Annotated in this window: 18 protein-coding genes and 4 tRNA genes; 13 read left to right on the top strand and 9 right to left on the bottom strand. The window is 60.3% G+C overall.

From position 1 onward, the window contains the following. The first annotated feature begins 112 nt into the window (after nt 1–112). The 6 genes from ACM6I5_RS21390 (at nt 113) to ACM6I5_RS21365 (ending at nt 4,670) form a co-directional block, all read left to right on the top strand. Nucleotides 113–188 (top strand) — tRNA-Val (locus ACM6I5_RS21390). A 54-nt stretch (nt 189–242) separates the two neighbouring features. Next, nucleotides 243–319: transfer RNA gene (locus tag ACM6I5_RS21385), tRNA-Asp, on the top strand. An 88-nt stretch (nt 320–407) separates the two neighbouring features. Then, nucleotides 408–484 (top strand) — tRNA-Asp (locus tag ACM6I5_RS21380). A gap of 250 nt (nt 485–734) precedes the next feature. Further along, nucleotides 735–1,244 (top strand): sigma-70 family RNA polymerase sigma factor, encoded by a 510-nt coding sequence (locus tag ACM6I5_RS21375; RefSeq protein ID WP_017337643.1) that lies wholly within the window; start codon nt 735–737, stop codon nt 1,242–1,244. Further along, nucleotides 1,241–2,185 carry a FecR domain-containing protein gene (locus tag ACM6I5_RS21370; RefSeq protein ID WP_414884666.1) on the top strand — a complete coding sequence of 315 codons (945 nt, stop codon included), beginning with the start codon at nt 1,241–1,243 and terminating at the stop codon, nt 2,183–2,185. The genes ACM6I5_RS21375 and ACM6I5_RS21370 overlap by 4 nt, the downstream gene beginning before the upstream one ends. A gap of 67 nt (nt 2,186–2,252) precedes the next feature. Next, the gene (locus ACM6I5_RS21365) at nt 2,253–4,670 is read left to right on the top strand and encodes a TonB-dependent siderophore receptor (RefSeq protein ID WP_414884665.1); all 2,418 of its coding nucleotides are present in this window, start codon (nt 2,253–2,255) and stop codon (nt 4,668–4,670) included. Nucleotides 4,671–4,788: 118 nt separating this feature from the next. On the opposite strand, the gene aldA is transcribed toward ACM6I5_RS21365, so the two are convergent. Genes aldA through ACM6I5_RS21345 form a run of 4 tightly spaced genes read right to left on the bottom strand, consistent with a single transcriptional unit; the run spans nt 4,789 to nt 9,542 of the window. Continuing rightward, nucleotides 4,789–6,213 (bottom strand): aldehyde dehydrogenase, encoded by a 1,425-nt coding sequence (aldA, locus tag ACM6I5_RS21360; RefSeq protein ID WP_414884664.1) that lies wholly within the window; start codon nt 6,211–6,213, stop codon nt 4,789–4,791. A 16-nt stretch (nt 6,214–6,229) separates the two neighbouring features. Continuing rightward, nucleotides 6,230–7,030 carry an aldolase/citrate lyase family protein gene (locus ACM6I5_RS21355; RefSeq protein WP_017337647.1) on the bottom strand — a complete coding sequence of 267 codons (801 nt, stop codon included), beginning with the start codon at nt 7,028–7,030 and terminating at the stop codon, nt 6,230–6,232. Nucleotides 7,031–7,044: 14 nt separating this feature from the next. Continuing rightward, a complete protein-coding gene (gene rhmD, locus ACM6I5_RS21350; RefSeq protein WP_008067008.1) occupies nt 7,045–8,229 on the bottom strand; it encodes an L-rhamnonate dehydratase in 1,185 nt (394 codons plus the stop codon). 17 nt (nt 8,230–8,246) lie between these two features. Then, nucleotides 8,247–9,542, bottom strand: coding sequence for an MFS transporter (locus ACM6I5_RS21345; RefSeq protein WP_017337648.1), 1,296 nt, complete (start codon nt 9,540–9,542; stop codon nt 8,247–8,249). Between the two features lie 124 nt (nt 9,543–9,666). Between ACM6I5_RS21345 and ACM6I5_RS21340 the strand changes: the two genes are divergently transcribed. The 5 genes from ACM6I5_RS21340 (at nt 9,667) to ACM6I5_RS21320 (ending at nt 16,367) form a co-directional block, all read left to right on the top strand. Beyond that, nucleotides 9,667–10,608, top strand: a complete 942-nt coding sequence (locus ACM6I5_RS21340; protein ID WP_414878711.1) for a LysR family transcriptional regulator — start codon at nt 9,667–9,669, stop codon at nt 10,606–10,608. A 184-nt stretch (nt 10,609–10,792) separates the two neighbouring features. Further along, complete coding sequence (locus ACM6I5_RS21335) at nt 10,793–13,624, top strand: xanthine dehydrogenase family protein molybdopterin-binding subunit (RefSeq protein WP_414884663.1); 2,832 nt, start codon at nt 10,793–10,795, stop codon at nt 13,622–13,624. After that, complete coding sequence (locus ACM6I5_RS21330) at nt 13,617–14,156, top strand: (2Fe-2S)-binding protein (RefSeq protein WP_414884662.1); 540 nt, start codon at nt 13,617–13,619, stop codon at nt 14,154–14,156. The genes ACM6I5_RS21335 and ACM6I5_RS21330 overlap by 8 nt, the downstream gene beginning before the upstream one ends. 2 nt (nt 14,157–14,158) lie before the next feature. Then, the gene (locus ACM6I5_RS21325; RefSeq protein ID WP_414884661.1) at nt 14,159–15,394 is read left to right on the top strand and encodes a c-type cytochrome; all 1,236 of its coding nucleotides are present in this window, start codon (nt 14,159–14,161) and stop codon (nt 15,392–15,394) included. A gap of 1 nt (nt 15,395) precedes the next feature. Beyond that, nucleotides 15,396–16,367 (top strand): XdhC family protein, encoded by a 972-nt coding sequence (locus ACM6I5_RS21320; RefSeq protein ID WP_414884660.1) that lies wholly within the window; start codon nt 15,396–15,398, stop codon nt 16,365–16,367. 119 nt (nt 16,368–16,486) lie between these two features. Here ACM6I5_RS21320 and ACM6I5_RS21315 read toward each other — a convergent pair whose 3' ends face one another. Beyond that, entirely contained in the window at nt 16,487–17,770 is a 1,284-nt protein-coding gene (locus tag ACM6I5_RS21315) for an NAD(P)/FAD-dependent oxidoreductase (RefSeq protein ID WP_017337654.1), read from the bottom strand. A gap of 183 nt (nt 17,771–17,953) precedes the next feature. On the opposite strand from ACM6I5_RS21315, the gene ACM6I5_RS21310 reads away from it, so the two are divergent. Beyond that, nucleotides 17,954–18,030: transfer RNA gene (locus tag ACM6I5_RS21310), tRNA-Val, on the top strand. Between the two features lie 113 nt (nt 18,031–18,143). Here the strand turns inward: ACM6I5_RS21310 and ACM6I5_RS21305 are convergent. From ACM6I5_RS21305 to ACM6I5_RS21290, 4 genes are all read right to left on the bottom strand, one after another. Further along, nucleotides 18,144–19,283: a tyrosine-type recombinase/integrase gene (locus ACM6I5_RS21305; protein ID WP_414884659.1), complete on the bottom strand. Its 1,140-nt coding sequence runs from the start codon at nt 19,281–19,283 to the stop codon at nt 18,144–18,146. After that, the gene (locus tag ACM6I5_RS21300; RefSeq protein WP_122838227.1) at nt 19,283–19,516 is read right to left on the bottom strand and encodes a hypothetical protein; all 234 of its coding nucleotides are present in this window, start codon (nt 19,514–19,516) and stop codon (nt 19,283–19,285) included. The genes ACM6I5_RS21305 and ACM6I5_RS21300 overlap by 1 nt, the downstream gene beginning before the upstream one ends. Before the next feature lie 43 nt (nt 19,517–19,559). Continuing rightward, entirely contained in the window at nt 19,560–19,841 is a 282-nt protein-coding gene (locus ACM6I5_RS21295; RefSeq protein ID WP_414884658.1) for a hypothetical protein, read from the bottom strand. Nucleotides 19,842–20,056: 215 nt separating this feature from the next. Further along, nucleotides 20,057–20,740, bottom strand: a complete 684-nt coding sequence (locus ACM6I5_RS21290) for a hypothetical protein (protein WP_414884657.1) — start codon at nt 20,738–20,740, stop codon at nt 20,057–20,059. Between the two features lie 128 nt (nt 20,741–20,868). Between ACM6I5_RS21290 and ACM6I5_RS21285 the strand changes: the two genes are divergently transcribed. Then, nucleotides 20,869–21,561, top strand: a complete 693-nt coding sequence (locus tag ACM6I5_RS21285) for a hypothetical protein (RefSeq protein WP_414884656.1) — start codon at nt 20,869–20,871, stop codon at nt 21,559–21,561. The last annotated feature ends 57 nt before the right edge of the window (nt 21,562–21,618 follow it).

Genomic DNA, 21,618 nt, shown 5'->3' with positions numbered 1-21,618 from the left:
GGCAGCGGCGTTGGCGCGAATGACACGATTTTGTCTTTTTCAGAAAAACTTCAAGCGGGCTATTGACTTAGCTTCGTTAGGTGCGTAAATTTCGCGGCCTCAGAGAAGCAAAGGGTGATTAGCTCAGCTGGGAGAGCGTCTGCCTTACAAGCAGAATGTCGGCGGTTCGATCCCGTCATCACCCACCACTTCTTGAGAGTCTTGCGAAAGCAAGATGGAAGCTGAAAAGCCTCCACCGACGCGCAGCGGTAGTTCAGTCGGTTAGAATACCGGCCTGTCACGCCGGGGGTCGCGGGTTCGAGTCCCGTCCGCTGCGCCATATTTTCCGGGTCAGGTTTATCTGGCTCGAGATTGAAAGCCTCGAAGCTTTCGATCAGACGAGTTAGGACGCAAGTCCAAAGCGATACGCAGCGGTAGTTCAGTCGGTTAGAATACCGGCCTGTCACGCCGGGGGTCGCGGGTTCGAGTCCCGTCCGCTGCGCCATATCTGCCTCAAGGCCCACTGAACGCCTTGGAGCTACGAAGAAAGCCTTTGGTTTACTTCGAGTCGATAGCAAAGACCCTGGTCGAAAGACCGGGGTTTTTTGTGTCTGAAATTTGGCTTTTTATGCCACTCCAGCCTTTCCAGAGCCAACTTTCTGCCCGTGCGGTGCATAAAGGACTTGGTTCCCGGCTTCGATATTAATTAGAATCACTCTCATTTACGATAACTCCTTGGCACAGGGCTTCTTGAGATGAGTGATGCAGTGATGCCGAAGGAGCAAACCCTTCACGACCTGTACCGCGATCACCGGGGCTGGCTTGAAAGCTGGTTGAGAAGACGCATGGGCAACGGCTGTGATGCGGCGGACCTGAGCCAGGATACGTTCCTGCGTTTGCTGGCCAGCTCCCAGCGGATCGCCGACTTGCAAGAACCCCGTGCCTATCTGCTGACGGTGGGCAAACGCCTACTGAGCAATTTCTACCAGCGTCGCAGTCTGGAGCAGGCCTATCTGGCCGCGTTGGCGTCGATGCCCGAAGAGTGTGCGCCATCACCCGAGCAGCGCTGGTTGCTGCTGGAAACCCTGCAAGCGCTGGATGAGCTGCTAGACGGACTGCCGAGGGCAGTGCGACGGGCGTTTCTCTGGAGTCAGCTCGAGGGTTTGAACTACCAGCAAATCGCCGAGCGCCTGGAGGTGTCCGAGCGCACGATCAAACGCTACATGGCACAAGCCTACGAGCATTGCCTGCTGGTGGACCTGTGAACAGTCAAGCGTCCGATGCCCGTCAGGCTGTCCGTGCTGCGGCGCAGTGGCTTGCGTTGTTGGAATCAGGCGGCGCCAATGAGCAGGACCGGGCGAATTTGCAACGTTGGCGTGAGACCTGCGCCACTCACGAGCACGCCTGGCAGAAGGCGCATGCCTTGCGTCAGCGTTTCACCGACCTGCCTTCAGGGCTGGCGCTGAGCAGTCTGGATCGTCCTGATCCGGGGCGGCGCGTGGTGCTCAAGCGCGCATTGGGCGCCGTGGCGTTGGTGCCGACGGCCTGGCTGATCAGCCGACAATTGCCTCTGGATGTCTGGCGTGCCGATCTGCACACGGCCACTGGCGAGCGCAAAAAAGTGCAGCTCGCCGATGGCAGCTCCTTGCAACTCAACACCGCCAGTGCCGTCGATGTGGATTTGCAGAGCCGCCGTGTGAAACTGATCGAGGGCGAACTGTCGCTGAAGGTGCCGGGGACTGCGCCGCTGACGATCCAGACGAAGTTCGGCAATGTCATCGTCAGTCAAAGCGAAGTCTGCGTTCGCCAGCACGCGCAAGGCTGTCGAGTGTCGGTGTTCAACGGATCCGTGCAGTTGCAGCCCTTGCAAGGGCCGGCGCTGGCAGTGCGCGGCGGCCAGCAGGTCAACCTGCAAGCGGTGGGTGTCGGAGCGATCACGCCATTCGATGCGCTGGCTCCCGGTTGGCGCGAAGGTGTGCTGATGGCCAGGAACCAGCCGCTGGGGGATTTCCTCCGCGAACTCGGCACCTACCGTCCGGGCGTTCTGCGCTGGGAGCCGGAGCTGGAAACACTGCGCGTCACCGGCAGTTTTCGGCTGGAAGACACTGATCGCGTCCTCGCGCTGCTTGCGGCCAGCCTGCCGCTAGAGGTGCATTCCCGAACCCGCTACTGGGTCACGTTGCTGCCGCGCAAAAATAGTGTGTGAAGCCTGTCCCCTTTTTTCGACTCGCTTGTCATTCAAGGCATGTGAACGAATCAAGAGAGCCATTTCAATGTCCGCAACCTGCCATCCACGCCCGGCTTCTTTGCGCCTGCGTCCGTTGTTGCACCTGAGCCTGTTGTTGGGCCTGAGTGCCAGTCCGTTGTTCATCACCTCCAGTTGGGCCGACGACAGTGCCCGGCGCAGTTATCAGGTACCTGCCGGCAGCCTGAGCGATGCGCTGACCCGTTTCGCCGGGTTGGCTGGCGTCAATCTCTCGGTAGACCCTGCGTTGGTGAGCGGTCGCAACAGCACCGGTCTTTCCGGCGAATATGCCGTGGAGGAGGGCTTTGCGCGACTGTTGCAAGGCTCCGGTCTGCAACTGCAACCGGTGGGCAAACAGGCTTACATCCTGACCCCGGCGCCAGAAGGCAGCAGCCTGCAGTTGGCCCCCACCTCGATTCTTGGCGCCACAGACGGGACGGACGGCGAGGTATATGCCGGCGGCCAGGTCGCGCGCCGCGGTTCCCAGGGCTTGCTGGGCTCGAAAGACTTCATGGAAACGCCGTTCAGCATGACCACTTACACCAGTGAGGTGGTCAAGAATGTGCAGGCGCGTACCCTGGGCGAACTGATCGCCAGCGATCCTTCGGTTCGCGCCACCAATCCGGCCGGTGGGCGCTATGAGCAGTTCACCATTCGCGGGTTCAGCCTGTTCAACAGTGATGTCGCCTATAACGGTCTCTACGGCGTTCTGCCGACCTACACGATCGACATGGAAATGGCCGACCGCGTCGACATTCTCAAAGGCCCGAGCCAGCTCATCAACGGCATCTCGCCGCGAGGCGCCGTGGGTGGCGGGATCAACGTGGTGCCCAAGCGCGCGACGGACAAGCCGATCACTTCGTTCACCGGCAACTACGCGTCCGACAGCCAGACCGGCGGTGCCGTGGATATTGGCAGGCGCTTCGGTGAAGACAACAAGTTCGGGATTCGTTTCAACGGCGTGAAGCAGTCCGGCGACACCGAATGGGATCACCAGAATGTCGACCGCGAGATGGCCGTACTGGGCCTGGATTTTCGCGGTGAACGCCTGCGACTCTCGACCGACCTGGGGCGTACCGAGCGTGATACCGACGCACCGCAAGAGCGCGTGCAAGTCGGCGCCAACGCACAGGTTCCGCACGCCAGCGACGTACGTCACAACTATGCGCAACCCTGGAGCAAGGCGAGTACCAATGATACGTTCGGCACGGTGAACGGCGAATTCGATGTCAGCGATAACGTCATGTTGTACGGCGGCGTAGGCGCGCGTGAAAGCAATCATGACTTCCTCCGTCACGCCGTTTCAGTCACCAACAACAAGGGCGACTTCACCGTTCAGCCCCGTGACTTCACCCGAGACGAAAGTGTCCGCACGGCTACCGCCGGGGTGCGCAACTGGTTCCACACCGGCCCGGTGAGCCATGAGGTCAACCTGGCGGCCAGCTATTTCTACATGGACTTCGAAAATGGCGGCGCCCGGTATGCCAATGCCAACAGCAACCTCTACAACCCCGTGGAAACGCGCACGCCGGTCACGCCCACTCGACTCGATTCGAAGGTCTACACCGAGAATCGCTCTACCGGTGTGGCGTTGTCCGACACCCTGGGTTTCTTCGATGACCGGCTGCTGCTGACCCTCGGCGCTCGATGGCAGCGTGTGAAGGTCGACGACTGGACGGCTGATGTCAAAGGTGACACCGCCTACGATGAGGAAAAGGTCTCGCCGTCGGGCGGTATCCTGTTCAAGGCGACCGATAAGCTGTCGCTGTATGCCAACTACATGGAAGGCCTGAGCCAGGGCAAGATCGCCCCGTCGACCTCGATCAACGAGGACGAGATCTTCCCGCCGTTCGTCAGTCGCCAGGTCGAGGTCGGCGCCAAGTATGATGCGGGTCAGTTTGCGGTGACCGCTGCGGTGTTCCGGATCAAGCAGCCGGCCTATGAAACCAACGCCACGACGCGCGTCTTTGGCCCGAATGGCAAACGTCAGAACGACGGTGTGGAGCTGAGTGTTTTCGGTGAGCCGCTCAAAGGTTTCCGCTTGCTCGGCGGTGTCATGTACATCGACAGCGAGTTGACCAATACCACCAATGGCACCTTCGACGGCAACCGCGCGCCGGCAACGCCCAAATACAACGTCAACCTCGGCGCCGAGTGGGACGTGCCGACCGTACAGGGCTTGACCCTGACCAGCCGCGGCATCTATTCCAGCTCGCAGTTCCTGGACCAGTCCAACAACAAGGAAATCGATTCGTGGGAGCGTTTCGACGTGGGCGCACGTTATGCGTTCAAGGTCGAGGACAAGAACATCACCCTGCGGGCCAATGTCGAGAACGTGGCGGACAAGCGCTACTGGAGTTCGGCCGGGGCTTCGGATGACAGTGAGCCTGGATTGACGCTGTCGACGCCGCGAACCTACCTCCTTTCGGCGACTGTGGACTTTTAAGCAGTCAGCAAATTGTGGCGAGGGAGCTTGCTCCCGCTGGACTGCGTAGCCGTCCCCTCAGTGGGTGCTTCGCACCCGGACGGGAGCGAGCTCCCTCGCCACAGGTTCATTGCCAGTTTCAGCCTTGCAAATACACCGCATGCGTATGGGTGTACTCATACAACCCGTGCTTGCCATCCGCACCGCCAATCCCGGATTTACGCACCCCGGCATGGAAGCCCTGCATGGCCTCGAAATTCTCCCGATTCACGTAGGTTTCGCCAAAAACCAGCTCGCGCATCGCGTGCATGGTTTTGCTCAGGTCGCGGGTGTAGATCGACGACGTCAGGCCGTATTCGCAGTCGTTGGCCAGGGCGATGGCTTCGTCGAGGTCATCGATGATCTGAATCGGCAGCACCGGGCCGAAAATCTCTTCGCGCATGATGTCCATCGTAGCGTTGCAACCGGCGAGCACGGTGGGCTGGAAGTGGAAACCGTTCGGCAGATCGGCAATCTGCCCACCGCTGATCAAACTCGCACCCTGGCTCAACGCCGTGCGGACTTTACGGTTGACGCTGTCCAGGCCCTGACGGTTGATCAGCGGCCCCATTTCCACATCCGGCTGGGCGATCGGGTCGCCGAAGCGGGTAGCGCTCATGGCTGTCGCGATACGCTCGATAAACTGGTCCGCGACCTTGCGCTCGACATACACCCGCTCGGCGCAGTTGCACACCTGACCGCTGTTGATAATCCGCGAATCGCGGATGGCCTTCACCGCCAGATCCAGATCGGCATCCGCCAACACAATCGCCGGCGCCTTGCCGCCCAGTTCCAGATTGAGTTTGGTGATGTTCGGCGCGGCGGCGGCCATGATTCGCGAGCCGGTATCCACGCTGCCGGTGAAGCTGATCATGTCCACGCCCTTGTGCGCGCTGAGCGCCGCGCCGACTCGACCGTCGCCGCAGACCACATTGAACACGCCGGGCGGCAGGTCGGTTTCCGCCACCAGTCGGGCGAATTCGAAGCAGTTGTTCGGGGTTTCTTCGCTGGGCTTGATCACGATGGTGTTGCCGGTCAGCAGTGCCGGCGCCATTTTGCGGGCGATCAGGAAGAACGGAAAATTCCACGGCAGAATCCCGGCGACTACGCCTAGCGGCTTACGGAACAGAAAGATGTTTTCGTTCTGGCGGTCGCTGGTGATGATTTCGCCTTCGATGCGTCTGGCCCATTCGGCCATGTAGTCGAGGTAATCGGCGGTGAAGTTGACTTCGACTTCCGCCAGGGCGCTGATTTTGCCCTGTTCCAGCGTGATGGTGCGCGCCAGGTGCGCGACGTTTTCCCGCAGCTTGGCGGCGATGCGACGCAGATGCCCGGCGCGTTCAATCGCCGGTTTGCGCGACCAGTCTTTTTGCGCGGCGCGGGCGGCGGCGAGGGCGCGGTCTACGTCTTCGGCAGTCGAGGCCGGGACTTTCGACAGCACCGCGCCGGTGGCCGGGTTGATCACGTCGAGATGAGCAGCGCTGGCCACAAACCGGCCGTTGATGAAGTTTTCGTAGACAGGCATGGAGACGACTCCTTGATCAGTAGGTACGCGAAGGCGCTTGAGCGGTGGCCGGTGTGCGATAACGCGCCAGGGTGGCCATGGCGCTCTGACGCAGCAGGCTGATATCGATGGCCACCGCAATGAACTGACAACCCCAGCTCTGATAGCGGCGCGCGTCCTCTTCGTTCGGCGCAAGAATGCCGCAGGCCTTGCCGGCCGCCAGCGTGGCGTTCACCGCGTGTTGAATCCGTTCCTGGACTTCCGGGTGACCGGGATTGCCGGCGTGACCAAGCCCGATGGACAGATCCGCCGGGCCGATAAACACCGCATCGACGCCTTCGACGGCGGCAATCGCTTCGACGTTTTCAACACCCGTGCGCGATTCCACCTGAACGATCAGACACAGCTGCTCATGGGCGGTGTTCAGGTAATCCGGTACACCATCCCAGCGTGTAGCGCGGGTCAAACCGCCGCCGACGCCGCGAATACCGTGCGGCGGATAACGCATGGCGCGGACCAGTGCCGCTGCCTGCTCAGCGGTTTCGACCATCGGAATCATCAGCGTCTGCGCGCCGATATCCAGCAGTTGCTTGATCAGGTTGGCGTCGCCCGTCACCGCACGCACCACCGGCGCGGTGGCGTAGGGCGCCACCGCCTGCAGTTGCGCCAGCACGCCGGGCACGGTGTTCGGCGCGTGTTCGCCGTCGATCAGCATCCAGTCGTAACCGGTGGTGGCGACGATCTCGGCGGCGTAGCCCGTGGCGAAACCGGCCCAGATTCCATATTGGGTTGCCGGGTTTTTCAGGGCGGCCTTGAAAGCGTTGTGAGGCATGTTCATGACGGGGTCCTTACTCAGCGGTTGTACGGCCGATGCAGTTGGCATTCCGGGTTGAGCGTTACGCCAAAGCCGGGCTGGTCGAGTGCGGACAGGCGCATGCGGCCGTTCACCGGCACCGGTTCGCCGAGCAATTGCGGGTGGAACATCGGTACCACTTCGTCAGCCTTGGGCGCCATCATCAGGAACTCGGCGAACGGACTGTTATGCCGAGTGGCGACGAAGTGATAGCTGTAAACCGACGAGCCGTGAGGAATGACCAGCGCGTTGTGGGCGTCGGCCAGGGCGGAAATTTTCACCAGTTCAGTGATCCCGCCACACCAGCCGACATCCGGCTGGATGATGTCGCAGCAGCCCATCTCCAGCAGCATGCGGAAACCCCAGCGGGTCGCTTCATGTTCACCGGTGGTCACCAGCATGCCCTTGGGCACGTTGTTGCGCAGGGCGGCGTAACCCCAATAGTCGTCCGGCGGCAGGGCTTCTTCGATCCACTTCAAGCCATATTCGTGGGCGCCGACTGCGAGTTTGGTGGCGTAGTTGAGGTCCAGGCTCATCCAGCAATCGAGCATCAGCCAGAAGTCCGGGCCGACCCGTTCGCGCATGGTCGCCAGTTCTTCGAGGTTCTTGCGCAGGCCTTCCTCGCCTTCGGCCGGGCCGTGGTGCAACGGCATCTTGCCGCCGATGAACCCCATTTTCTGCGCCAGGTCCGGACGGGCGCCGGTGGCGTAGAACTGCAATTCGTCGCGGACCGCGCCGCCGAGCAACTGATGCACCGGCTCCTGGCGGATCTTGCCGAGCAAGTCCCACAACGCCAGGTCAACGCCGGAAATCGTATTGATGACGATGCCTTTGCGCCCGTAATACAGGGTCGACTGGTACATCTGGTCCCAGATTTTTTCGATGTCGGTGACCCGTGCACCTTCGAGAAAACGTGCCAGATGTTTTTCGACGATGTAGGCAGCGGGCTCGCCGCCCGTGGTCACTGCGAAACCGACGGTGCCGTCGCTGGCCTCGATCTCCACCACCAGCGTGCCAAGCACGTTGATGCCGAATGTGCGGCGGCTCTGGCGGTATTCGGGGTACTTGCTCATCGGCGTGGCAATGTGATCGTCGATCCAGTGGCCGTCCGCCTGATCGTGATAGTCCGCGCCGCCGCCTCTCAATGTGAAGGCGCGGACGTGTTTGATGGTTGGAATGCCCATGGTGTGACTCCTCAGGTTTAAACGGTGGCCGGTTTGCTGGAAGGCTTCTGCACGGGTGAACGGATGCCCAGGACCAGCAACGCGGCAATGACAGTGGTGCCGGCCAACACGTACAGACCGGCGGCCGGTGAATGGAAGGCGCCTTCGGCCCAGTTCTTCAGCACCGGGGCGATGAAGCCGCCGAGGGCGCCGAACGAGTTGATCAGGGCGATCCCGGCCGCCGCAGCGCTGCCGGCGAGGTAACTGGAAGGGAAGGTCCAGAACACCGGTTGCACGGCGATGAACCCGGAAGCGGCGAAGCACAGGGCGACGATGCCGAGGAACGGGCTGGCGAAGGTCACCGAGCAGGCGATCCCGGCTGCCGACATCAGCAAAGTCAGGCAAGCGGTGCGTCGACGTTCGCCGGTGCGGTCGCTGTAGCCGGGGATCAGGTACGCCGCGACTATCGCGCAGATCCACGGAATCGCCGTGACCAGTCCGACCATCAGTCCGACCTTGGTGCCCAGCAGTCCCCCGACCTGGGTGGGCAGATAGAACACCACGCCGTAGACACTGGCCTGAATCAGCAGATAAATCAGGCACAGGTACAGCACCGACGGCTGGCACAGGACGTTGAGCAGGCTGCGGCCGTGGTTCTGTTTGTGGCTGTCTTCTTGATCGAGGATGCCTTGCACTTGCTGGCGTTCTTCAACGGTCAGCCACTTTGCATCGGCCGGGCGATTGTCCAGGTACCAATAGGCCCAGACACCTACCGCCGTGGCCATCAGGCCTTCAACTGCGAACAGCCATTGCCAGCCGTGGACACCGGCAAACCCGTCCATCTCCAGTAACAGGCCGGACAACGGGCTGCCGAAGATGAACGCCAGGGGTGCACCGAAGTAGAAGAAGCCCATGGCTTTGCCGCGCGCGGCGCTGGGGAACCAGTAGGTGAGGTAAAGGATGACGCCGGGGAAGAAACCGGCTTCGGCCACGCCCAGCAAGAAGCGCAGAACGTAGAAGCTGGTTTCGGTGTGGGCGAAGACCATCGCGGCGGAGACCAGGCCCCAGGTGACCATGATCCGGCACATCCACAGACGGGCGCCGACGCGGTGCAGGATCAGGTTGCTCGGCACTTCGAGCAGCGCGTACCCGACGAAGAACACCCCGGCGCCGAAGGCGAACGCGGCGTCACTGATGTTGGTGTCGGCTTGAAAGGCTTGCTTGGCGAACCCGACGTTGGCGCGGTCGAGAAAAGCCATGATGTACATCAGCAGGAGAAACGGGAGCAGCCGCCAGGAAATTTTGGCGAGCAGAGGCGCAGGTAGAGTCTTCATCGCAGTTTTCCTTTGGTAGGGCATTTGTTCTTATGGGAAAGACTGTACGGCTGCGGATCGATGCGTTACAAATCGAATCTAGCTAACAACTGATACCCTCAGGGTATCGATAAAAAGGCCCGCCATGACGACACCCACCGTTTCCCGCAGCCTGCTCAACCGTCTGCGCTACAAGCATCTGCACATGCTGGTGGCGCTGAGTAGCAGTCTGAACCTGCACCGCGCCTCGCAAAACCTGAACATGTCGCAACCGGCCGCCACCCGCATGCTGCATGAGATTGAAGACATGTTCGGTTGCGACCTGTTCGAGCGCCTGCCGCGCGGGATGCGGCCGACGGCACTGGGCGCCGAGTTGATCCGCTTCGCCGAGTCAGCCATCAGCGGCCTCGATCGCTGCGCCGAAGACCTGATCGCACGGCAGCAGGGCGGCTACGGCTATCTCTCCATCGGCACCATCATGGGCGCGGCACCGGACCTGGTGATGGATTCGATTGCCGAGATCAAGTCGCTGAATCCGCAACTGCGAATCCGCATCATGGGCGACACCAGCGACCAGGTGATTCAACTGCTGGAGCAGGGTCGCATCGACCTCGCCATCGCTCGACGCAATGCGGCCACTGACAGCGAGCACTACGCGTTCGAGCAACTGGGCAACGAACGATTGCTGGTGGTGGTGCATGCCGGTCATCCACTGGCCAGGCGCAAGAAACTCGAGCTGTCGGAACTGGTCAGCGGCTGGCCGTGGATCCTGCAACCGGAAACCAGTCCGGCGCGCATTGGGCTTGACCAGGCCTTGCAGCGCCTGGCCTTGCCGACACCTGCCGACATCATCGAATGCAGCTCGGTGTATTCCATGCAGCAGCTGATCCAGCTGACCGACGCCATCATGGTGTTGTCGGAAACCGCATTGCGCGACTACCTGAAAATGGGTCTGGTGGTGGCGCTGCCGGTAGAGCTGGACGTGCAATTGGCGCCGTTCGGATTGCTGTTGCGCAAGGGTGAACACATCAGTCGGGAGTTGGGTTTGTTCATCGATTTGCTTCGCCGCAAAGCAGCGGTTTTTTGATTCCTCGGTCAGATTTTTGTAACCAGTTGTTTTCTATAGGCGCATAAATCTATAAAGTTAACCTTTCGGTCAACTTTGCACTGTCAACACAGCCCTTTGCAACGTCAAAAAGGGCTTCTGCAAGACTCGAGATTTCCAGAACATAACCAGAAGGGCGGGCCCATAACCGCCCAGAGGATGATCCATGTCCAACCGTGAAATATCCCGGCGCTCGTTCCTTCAGGGCGGGCTGGTGGCGGGTGTGAGCGTGACGCTGACACCGCTCGGCAGTCCGGCGCTGGCAGCCTTGATGGAAAACAGCGTGACCGTGCCGTCCGAGCAATGGCTCGGCAACAACGGCAAGGCGCGCTCGCGTAACGATGCCTTGTCCAAGGTCTGCGGCAGCAAAGTCTTTGCCCGCGACATCCGCGCCAAGGACATGCCCGGCTGGCCGCAGCAGCAGGGCCACGCCATGTTGCTGAAAACCATCAAGGCCGACCGCATCTATGCGGGCTACGACCTGTCGTGGCTTGGTGCGGACTTGCAGCCCGATCGCATCGTCACCGCCGCGGACCTGGACAAGGACGGCATCGCTTTCCCGGAAGAGCACGCACCCGATCCGCTGCTGCCCGAAGGCAAGGTGCCGATGTTCATCGGCCACCCGGTGGCGATCCTGATCTGGAACGACTTCGAGCGCTTCCGTCAGGCCAAGGCGCAACTCAAATTCAATGACAAAGCGATTCGTTACGGTGCCCAGGTGCCGTTCTACGAAGGCGATCCCTACGGCAGTTTCCGCTACGTACGCGTCGGCGGCGCCACTTCGGCGGACGAAGACGAATTCGCCAGTCTCAAGGATTCGATCCTGTTTCCGATGCTGAAAAACCGTCGCCCGGTATGGAATTCCCAGCCGGACCTGCACGGCAACCTGACCGAGCGCGGTCTGTTTTACGCCGAGCGCATGAAGCAGCAGATCGATACGCCGCCAGACAACTGGCTGGTGTTCGACGAGCGCTACAAAACCCCGTCGATCGAACCGGCCGCAATGGAGCCGGACAACGGCAACGGCTGGTACGACCCGGCGACCAAGACCCTGCATTTTGTCGTCGCCACCCAGTGCCCGCTGGAAACCGCGACCGAGACCGCGAAGATGATCGCGCCGTCGCGTTTCGGCCTGGCCAACCTGCACATGCATCCGGGCTACACCGTCGGCTATGGCTCCAAAGACCACAACGTTTTCGTCTACTACGCGGCCCTTGCGGCGTTGTACGGCGCCGGTGTGCCGGTGCGTCTGGCCAATGATCGCTACGAGCAATTCCAGAGCGGCATCAAGCGTCACCCGTTCGACATTCGCTACCAGCTGGCGGTGGACAAGACCGATCACAGCTTCAAGATTTTCCGCGCCGAGATGAGCGTCGATGGTGGCGGGCGGATCAACTACAGCCCATCGGTGGCGGCGGTTGGCGCCACGGCGGCGCAGTCGATCTACTACATGCCGCAGAACGATTTGCAGGTCACGGCTTATCACTCGCGTGCCGTTGAAGCGGGCTCGATGCGTGGCTACGGCACGCTGCAAAGCATGGCCTCCACCGAAATGATGGTGGATGAAATTGCCGGTCGCCTCGGCATCGACGCCATCGACCTGCGCAAGAAAAACGCCATGGTCTCGGGCATGAAAAACACCCAGGGCGCGGTGCCGGCGGGTGCCTTGCGTCTGCATGAAATTCTCGACAAGGCCGCCGTTCACGAGGTCTGGAAAAACCGCGACGCAATCAAACGGCAGCGCGAATCCGCAGACCCGGATAACTGGTATGGCGTCGGTTTTGCCATTTGCCAGAAAGACTTCGGCACCGGCTCCGAAGCACCGATGGCCAGCGTCGAATTCACCGCTGAAGGCCGCATCCATCTGCGCCACATCGGCATTGAAATCGGTACCGGCATGTCCACTTCGCAAGCACTGGTCGTGGCCGATTTCCTCGGCAACCCGGCGCACGAAGTGAAGACCGGCGAGACCGAATGGAAAGAGTTGCAACTGATCACCGGCGGCAACCCGTACATCATGAGTCAGGCCGAGCAGGACAACTTTCTGCGCAACCCGCGCTGGGTCGGCAAAGTGGCTTCGGCCTCGTCGGCGACCAACTCCGCGTACTACTTCAGCCACGCCACCCGTGAAGCGGCGCGCGTGCTGTTCAACCACGGTTTGTGGCCGGCAGCGTTGCAGATCTGGGGGCAGGGCCCTTACGGCGGCCAGGCCAATCCTTATGTGGTTCGTCGTGAAGACGCGCATTGGGTCGACGGCAAACTCACGGCCAACGGCATGCAGCCACTGAGCTTCGAGCAATTGGCGAAACACGCTCACGAAAAAGGGTTGGTGACCGGCGCAACCGTGCACGGTTTCAACCGCTGGAGCTGGGCCGAGGCCGAGTTCAGCATCGACGGCGTGCGTGAGCGTCTGCCGCTTGACGGCCTGGCGGTGAAGTACGGCGATGGCGCACCGAACGTGAAAAAAGCGCAGATGAACAGCGCCGGTTTCCATCTGCTCGATCGCCAGAACGTGCATTACCCGGACACCCAGTTGAACAACGCGGCGGTGACTTACTACAGCCCGGTGGCGACGCTGGTGGAATTGAAAGTGAACAAGGGTTCGGCCGAAGTGCAGGTGCTCAACCATCACTCGTGGGTCGAGTGTGGTCGGGTACTGGTGGAGGAGCTGGTCAAGGGCCAGGTCGAAGGCGGGATCGCCATGGGCATCGGCCACGCGTTGATGGAAGAAATGCCGCTGTACGAAGGCGGGCCGGGGGAGGGTGACTGGAACTTCAACCGTTACCGCTTACCGATGGCGCGCCACGTTGCGGTCTGGAAGCAGACCGCCGAAATCCTGCCGCCGCTGTCGCCGAGTGATCCATCGAAGGGCGTCGCCGAAGTGGTGATGATCCCGGTGGTCGGTGCCATCGGTAACGCCGTGGCCCATGCCATCGGCAAACGGGTCCGCGACCTGCCCATCACTTCTGCCCGCATCAAGGAGGCCCTCAATGGCTGACCGTCCGCTTCAACTGACCCTCAACGGTCAATCCGTCGGCCCGGTGGACATCCCTGACGACCTGCCGATGATCGACTACCTGCACGAATACAAAAACCTCACCGGCTCACGCCTCGGCTGCGGCCAGGGCATTTGCCACGCCTGTGTGGTGATCGTCGACCACCCCGACGGCACCAGCGAAGAAGTGCGCACCTGCATCACGGGCGCGCACTACTTCGAAGGCAAGAAAGTACGGACCATCGAAGGCCACGCGACCCGTGACGAACAGGGCAAGGTCACCGAACTGAACCCGATCCAGCAGCGCTTCGTCGATGAATTCGCCTTCCAGTGCAGCTACTGCGCCCCGGGTTTCGTGAATGCCGCGACCGTGTTGGTGGAGAAGCTGCAACGTCAACCGATCGTCAAAAGCCAGCTGGAACAAGTGATCGAGGACAGCCTCGGTCACCACGTCTGTCGCTGCACCGGCTACGTGCGCTACTACAGTGCGACGCGCAACGTGCTGACCGATCTCGGCCTGGTCAAGGAGGGTTAAGCATGAAGCCTCTATTTTCCCGTCTCGCATTGGCGGTTGGCCTGGCTGCGCCGGTGTTGCTGGCGCAGGCGGATGATCAGGTTGTCCGCGGTGCCTATCTCGCTCGCGCCGCTGACTGCATGGCGTGTCACACCGCACCGGGTGGCGCGCCGTATGCGGGTGGCCTGCCGATCGTCTCGCCGTTCGGCACGATCTACGGCACCAACATCACGCCAAGCAAAGAGCACGGTATCGGCCTCTACAGCGATGATGAATTCTTCGCCGCGCTCACCGAAGGCAAGCGTCGCGATGGCGCGAACCTGTACCCCGCGATGCCTTACACCTCGTATCACTTGATGCCGCGTGAAGACTCCGACGCGATTTATGCCTACCTGAAAACGGTCGAGCCGATTGAGCGCGCAGCGCCGGTCACCAGCCTGAGCTTCCCGTTCAATGTGCGCCTGGGTTTGATGGGCTGGAACCTGCTCTATGGCAAGGACGTGAAACTGTCGTCGACCGAGGGCAAAAGCGAAGCCTTCAAGCGCGGCCAATACATGGTCGACGTGCTTGGCCACTGCGGCGAATGCCACACGCCGCGCGGTTTGCCCGGTGCGATGCAGCAAGACAAACGCATGACCGGCGGCCTGCTCAACGGCTATCTGGCGCCGAGCCTGCTGGCCGACGATCTGGCTGCACGTGGCTGGAATCATCAGGACCTGAGCTCGTTCCTCAAGCACGGCATGAGCGTCCAGGGCACGATGTTCAACGAGATGTTCCCGGTGTTCCACAACAGCACCCAGGGCCTCAATGAACCGGACCTGGCGGCCATGGCGACCTTCTTGCTCGGCGATCAGCCACCGACGGCAAAAGTGCTGAACGAAGTGCCGTTCGAGAAACTGAGCGCCAGTGCCCAGCGCGGTCGTCAGGATTACCTCAATGTTTGCGCCGGTTGCCACGCGGTCAACGGCGAAGGCAAGCCGCACATCGCGGTCGCCATGCGCGGCAACACCACGCTGCGTCTGGAAGATCCACGCAACCTGGTGCGGGTGATCGACGATGGCATCGGTGAGCAGAAGTTTGCCGGGTTCGAACACATGCAACCGATGCCCGGTTTCGCGGAGAAGCTTAGCCACGAGCAACTCACCGATCTGTTGAACTACCTGCGTCAGGGCTGGGGTGGTCAGTCGGAAGACCTGGCGGTGGGGGATGTGCAGGCGCTGCGGGCTGATGCACCGCCGCTCGAGCACAAGGCGCACTGACATGCAGCATCTCGATCTGCAAGTGGTGCGCCGGGCGCTGGACTGGTCGACGGCCGGCCAGCGCTTCTGGTTGTGCACCGTGCTGGCCACCTATGGTTCAGCGCCCCGCGCGCCTGGATCGCTGCTGGCGGTGAATGCTCAGGGACAATGGATCGGCTCGCTGTCCGGCGGCTGCGTCGAGGAAGATTTCCTTGAGCGCGTCGCCGAGGGCGTATTTGATCAAGCCGTCAGCGTCGTGCGTTATGGCGAGGGCGATGATCCGCGTTCCCGGGTGAGCCTGCCCTGCGGCGGCGTGCTCGATGTACTGGTGGAGAGGCTGAACCCTGATTGCGAGGTTCAGGCGCATTTGCGGGAACTGGAGTCGGCGTTGTTGGGGCAGCGTCGGTTGATCCGCGAAGTCGATCTTGCCAGCGGCGCGCGCAGCGTGTTCGCCGATCGCGAGCAGGGCGTGCGCGTCGAGCGCGAGATCGACCGGGTTCGACTGCGGATCGGCGCAGCTCAGCGCTTGTTGCTCGCGGGATACTCCAGCGTCGCCCAGGCGTGTGCGGAGTTTGCGGTGGGCCTGGGTTTCGAGGTGATCCTGTGCGATCCCCGCGACGAAGTGCTGGAAGGCGTGGTGCTGGAAAATGTCGAGGTCCGCCGTCAGTTGCCCTCGGTGTTCATCGCCGACGGTGGCTGTCACCGCGACACGGCGGTGGTTGCGCTGACCCACGATCCACGCATCGACGATTTGGCGATGATGGAAGCGGTCCGCACCGAGGCCTTTTACATCGGGGTGATGGGATCGATGCAGACGTCGCAGAAACGTTTCGAGCGGTTGCGCAGGATTGGTGGTTTGGGAGATGCGGAGTTGGCGCGGATTCATGCGCCGATCGGACTGAACCTGGGCAGCAAGACCCCTGCGGAAATTGCCCTCGCCGTACTCGCCGACATCATTCGGATCCGCAGCGGCATCCCACGAGATCGGCTCTGACCCCAAATCAATGTGGGAGCAAGCCTGCTCGCGAAGAGGCCGGCACATTCAACATTCATGTTGACTGTCTGGCCGCCTTCGCGAGCAGGTTCGCTCCCACAATGGTTTTGCCGTGTCGGTCAGTACCCGAACTTGTCCCGCAACCCGTAATACCAAGCCCCCAGCGCCGCAAACGGCGTGCGCAGCAGTTGTCCACCGGGGAACGGATAGTGCGGCAAGCCAGCAAACGCATCAAAACGCTCAGCCTGACCGCGCAACGCTTCAGCCAGCACCTTGCCCGCCAGATGCGTGTACGTCACACCGTGACCGCTGCAACCCTGGGAATAGTAGATGTTATCGCCCAGGCGCCCGACCTGCGGAAGACGCGACAGGGTCAGCAGGAAATTGCCGGTCCACGCGTAGTCGATCTTCACATCTTTGAGCTGAGGGAACGCCTTGAGCATCTTCGGCCGGATGATCGCCTCGATGTTCGCCGGGTCCCGCGCGCCGTACACCACGCCGCCGCCGAAAATCAGGCGCTTGTCACCGCTCAGGCGATAGTAGTCGAGCAGGTAATTGCAGTCTTCGACGCAATAATCCTGTGGCAGCAGGCTTTTCGCCAATTCATCACTCAACGGTTCGGTAGTGATGACCTGAGTGCCGCAAGGCATCGACTTGGCGGCAAGCTCCGGCACCAGATTGCCGAGATAAGCATTGCCCGCGACGATGATGAACCTGGCCCGGACCTTACCCTGAGGCGTATGCACCACCGGGTTCGCGCCGCGTTCGATGCGCACTGCCGGCGATTGCTCATAAATAGTGCCGCCCAATGACTCGACCGCCGCTGCTTCGCCGAGTGCCAGGTTCAGCGGATGAATGTGCCCGCCACTCATGTCGAGCATGCCGCCGATGTATTGCTCGCAGTTCACCACTTCACGAATGCGTTTCTGATCCAGCAGCTCGAGCTGCGTGTGACCGAAACGCTCCCACAGGCGCTTCTGCGATTCCAGATGGCCCATCTGCTTGGCGGTGATCGCGGCGAACACACCACCGTCCTTCAGGTCACACTGGATATTGTATTTGGCGACCCGCTCACGAATGATCCGCCCGCCCTCGAACGCCATCTGCCCCAACAACTGTGCCTGCTTGGGGCCAACGGTGCGCTCGATCACATCGATGTCGCGGCTGTAGCTGTTAACGATCTGGCCACCGTTGCGGCCCGACGCGCCAAAACCCACCTTGGCGGCTTCCAGCACCGTGACCTTGAAACCGTGCTCCAGCAGAAACAGGGCAGAGGACAGACCGGTGTAACCGGCGCCGATCACACAGACATCAGTCTCTACATCACCCTGCAAGGCCGAGCGTGGCGGAACCGAATTGGCCGATGCGGCGTAATAGGACTCTGGGTAGGGGGTGTTCGCCATCCTGCAGCCTCTGTTTAATATATTTTACGAGTGCCCCGATCCTACCCGAGTTAAAAATCGACCGCCAGCCACCACAAAATCTTCTTCGCAGACGCAAAATTAAATATTTTGCATATTCATAGGGTTAGCTCGAAAAAAGGTGTTGACACCCCTCCGGAATTCCGTAGAATGCCGCCTCACAGCAGGCACGTAGCTCAGTTGGTTAGAGCACCACCTTGACATGGTGGGGGTCGTTGGTTCGAGTCCAATCGCGCCTACCAAACAAAATCCGCTCTGCTGGGCGGTCTAGAAGGGCTCACCGAAAGGTGGGCCCTTTTTTGTTGCCTGGTGTTTGGGCAAACTTTGGGAATATTTTGGGCAAACGACCACCGCGCTACACCTTCAGGTCGGCTTTGACCTTCATGTAAACCACCGCGTCATCGCCGTGCCCCGCCTGGTAGTGCTCGGTCATCTTCACATCTGCGTGACCCATCAAGCCTTGGATGTATTCCTGCTCGAAACCCTGCTGCTCGTACAGCCAGGCGCCGAGTGCGCGGATCTCGTGGAAAGTGGGGCGCTCGCCGGCCGCCACATCTTCGTAGGCCTTCGAATCGTCCCGCGCCTGGGCGAATGACTTGGTAAGGTAGTCCGCCGTCACAGCGTTCCAATGCAATTTGGCGTCGAGCTGGGTCCGCTTGCGTGCCTTCGGTGAGTAGTGGATCAGGTACGGGCAGACGACCGGCGACCGCATGCACTCTAAGACTACCTCCCGCAGCGCCGGGCCCATGACAATCTCCAGGTGCACGGGCTTCCCGTAGTTCTGCGTCTTCCCGGGCGACACCTTGATGGTGTTCTGCTCGAGGTCCACGGCCGATTTCGGCCACATCACGATATCTTCCCGCCGCTGAAGACTCAGCAACCCCAGCCGGATGGCGCGTTTCAGCCAGATCGGCGTCCCGATGTATTCCAAAATCTTGTTCAGCCCCTCGACTGTGTGCCGCTGGCGCTTCTTCTCTGCTTCCTTCTTGACCAGGGTCAGCTCGGCGGAGTTGCGATCGCACAGGCCCTTTGCCACGGCGAACGCGAACACCTGCACCAGCAGTCCGCGGTGCTTCGTGTAGGCGTTGTTCTCGAAACCATCGAGGTACTCGGCCACCGTCAGCACATCCAGTTGTCCCATCATCAGGTCGCCCAAGTCCTCGCGGTACCGGGCCAACTTGAATTTGATTTCCTTCAAGGTGCTCGCGGCGTAGGTCTTGGTGGTCAGCCATTCCTTCTCGAAACGCTCCAGGCAGCCGCTGAACTTCGGCGCAGCGTCGCCGGTGAGCATGGCCAGCAACGCCCCGTCGTCGGCTAGCAGTGGCAGCAGCTTGGCGTTGGCAGCCTTCGCCAGCTTGATGGCCTCGGCCATCGGCTTATTGATGCTGGTCTTCTTGCCGGTGATCGGGTTTTTGTACTGCCAGTACTTTCCGTTCGGGTACAGGTTCGCTGGCAGGTCCCGGTTCTTCACTGTCCTGGCGCGCGGGGGAGCCATCAGCCCACCTCCATCATCTTGGCGAGCAATGGATCGTTCGATCCGATCACGGCCGCCTGCAGGTCCACGAAATACATCCCGCCTTTTACCTCTCCGATCACTTCGCCTTCCTCAATCCATTTTTTCAACTGTTGCAGGCTCGGCTTGCCGCCGGCATAGCGCAGCTTCCGATATTCGCCTGCCTCCATGAGGCGTGGCAGCCGAGCCGTAATGTGGGCAATGACTTTTGCCATGATGATGCTCCGCGCCGCGTGGCGGCAGAAGGTGGGGAGGGGGTCAGCCGATATAAGCTGCCAGCGTGGCGCTGCCGTCACCGTGAGTGATCCGCGTATGCACTACCGGTGCTGCTTGTGGGCGGATGGCGTGAAACGCTTTGACGAAAGCCCCGTAGCATTCGCCGTCATCACCTGCTAGGTGAGTGGTGCAGGCAAGATCGGCATCTTCTTCGTTCGGGATGTGCGCGCTGAAGATCATTGCGATGCTGTGCTCTTTGCAGATCTTGATGATTTGCGCCATCAGCGGGTTGATCTGTTCGTCGTAGATGTCTTCTTTGGTCATGGGGATTCCTCGCCCGCCGTTCACCGGCAGGCTGGTAGATGGAGGGGGATGATTGAGTTGCGCTGGCAAGACGACGGCGAGTAAGGTTCAGGCGTTCGCTCGTCCAGTTGTTTCAGAGAAATTGCTGAGTGGCCGCAACTGGTCGAGTGAGCTCCTACTTCAGTTCCGAGGCCCCTTGTAGATGAGCCAGGCCATGTAGGCGAGGGCGGGGAGGATCATGGCGCCACCTCTTCCTGTTCCAAGTCCTCGGCGGCGATCGTGAACGTCTCGATGTTCTTGACGCGGTAGAAGGTGCAGTCACAGTTCTTGCGAGCCCAGGCATCGAGAAGATCTTCAAGTTCTTGCTTGGCCTCGGGGCTGACGGCTGGAAAGTCTTCAGCCCACTCGCCGAGATCGCTCGATGAGGCGTTATCAGCCATAGCGTCGATCACAGCGTCCGAATCGACGAACTCCGCAGGATCTGCGTAGTGGATTACGCCGCGCTGGCACTCATCGCCAGGAGCGAGTTCATCGTTTTGGCTGATGAACGAGCACCAGTCAGCGGTCCAGTCCTCACCATTATTTGAGTAGGCGTAATCCACTGGTATCGGCCGCACCCAGACGCAGATAGGGCCGTCTTCGGTATCGTGGATCGAGAAGATGAACCAGCCTTCACCAGTAGGAGTGCTCGGCACCCACGTGGTGCAGTCGCAAAGACCGTCCTCAGCCCAGTGCTCGTTCAATTCTTCGGGACCATCGCCGTCCATATAGGCACACAGGGCTTCGAAGCCTTTCTCCTTGAACCAAGCTTTTGGAATCGCATCTTCGTCGCCGTCCTTCGGCCATGCCGGATGAGTCCAGAAGCCCATGTTGTCGCGCACGACCGGCAGTTGTTGGATCACAGCAGTTTCTTCAGGCATGACTGTTCCTTTGCCGCTATAGCGGCTGACTTTGAAGGGGGAGGGTGGTAGTGCAGTGCGGACATCTGGATAGCTGCTCGTTGGCTGATGGCCTGTTAATATCGTTAGATTTTTCAGGTGAGCGACGCATGAAATACAGATTGGAGTGGCTACTGTGTTTGGGGTTGTTTGGCACTGGCATCATTTGGTCAAGGCTGCTTTTTCCAAGCGATTTTTACAAAGTTGCGAACATTCACGACCTCTTCGAAATACTTGGCGCTGTAGCTACAGTCGTTGCAGCATCTTTTGCAGTTTATGGAATAGGGTTGTGGCGTAAGCAAATACGCGCCACGTCAGATCATGAGCTAGCAAGAAGGGTTGCTATTGCGGTCGAATTATACAAAGAAGAAGTGAAGCGCATCTGGGGCAGTGCTGAGTTTTCGGCCGCACAGTTAAAAACAAAAGAAGATTATAAACATGAAAAGGTGCGTCGGGCGGTTAAGCAAACATTTGATATTCGGATAGAACGTGCAATATGTCTACGTTCCGATCTTAAAGCCCTTCTTGTCGAGTGCAATGCTATTTGGGGTAAGTCTTTTGGCAACGAACTGAGGGCTGTGTTCGGTGTGGAGCAGCAGTGTTTGAATTGTGCGACGAATTTTTTAAGGGTGATCAATCCAGACTACCCAGAAGTTGGGGTCTTGGCGGCAAAGTCATCTATAGAATCGAATTGGAAGTCTTTAGGTGGCGATAACTACAAAAATTTTGCTGAGTCGGAAGAGTATATTGATACTTTATTTAAAGGCGTTATTTCTCAGCTAGGTTTGAAGTTGTTAAGGTGACTCGGGTGGTAGATGCAAGCCGGCGAAGTCATTAAATGCCGATCGCTAGCATTTTAT

The sequence above is a fragment of the Pseudomonas sp. IT-P171 genome, from assembly GCF_949767765.1.
GTDB lineage: Bacteria > Pseudomonadota > Gammaproteobacteria > Pseudomonadales > Pseudomonadaceae > Aquipseudomonas > Aquipseudomonas fluorescens_B.
The sequence above is the reverse complement of the archived record's forward strand: the minus strand, read 5'-3'. Positions and strand labels throughout refer to the sequence as shown.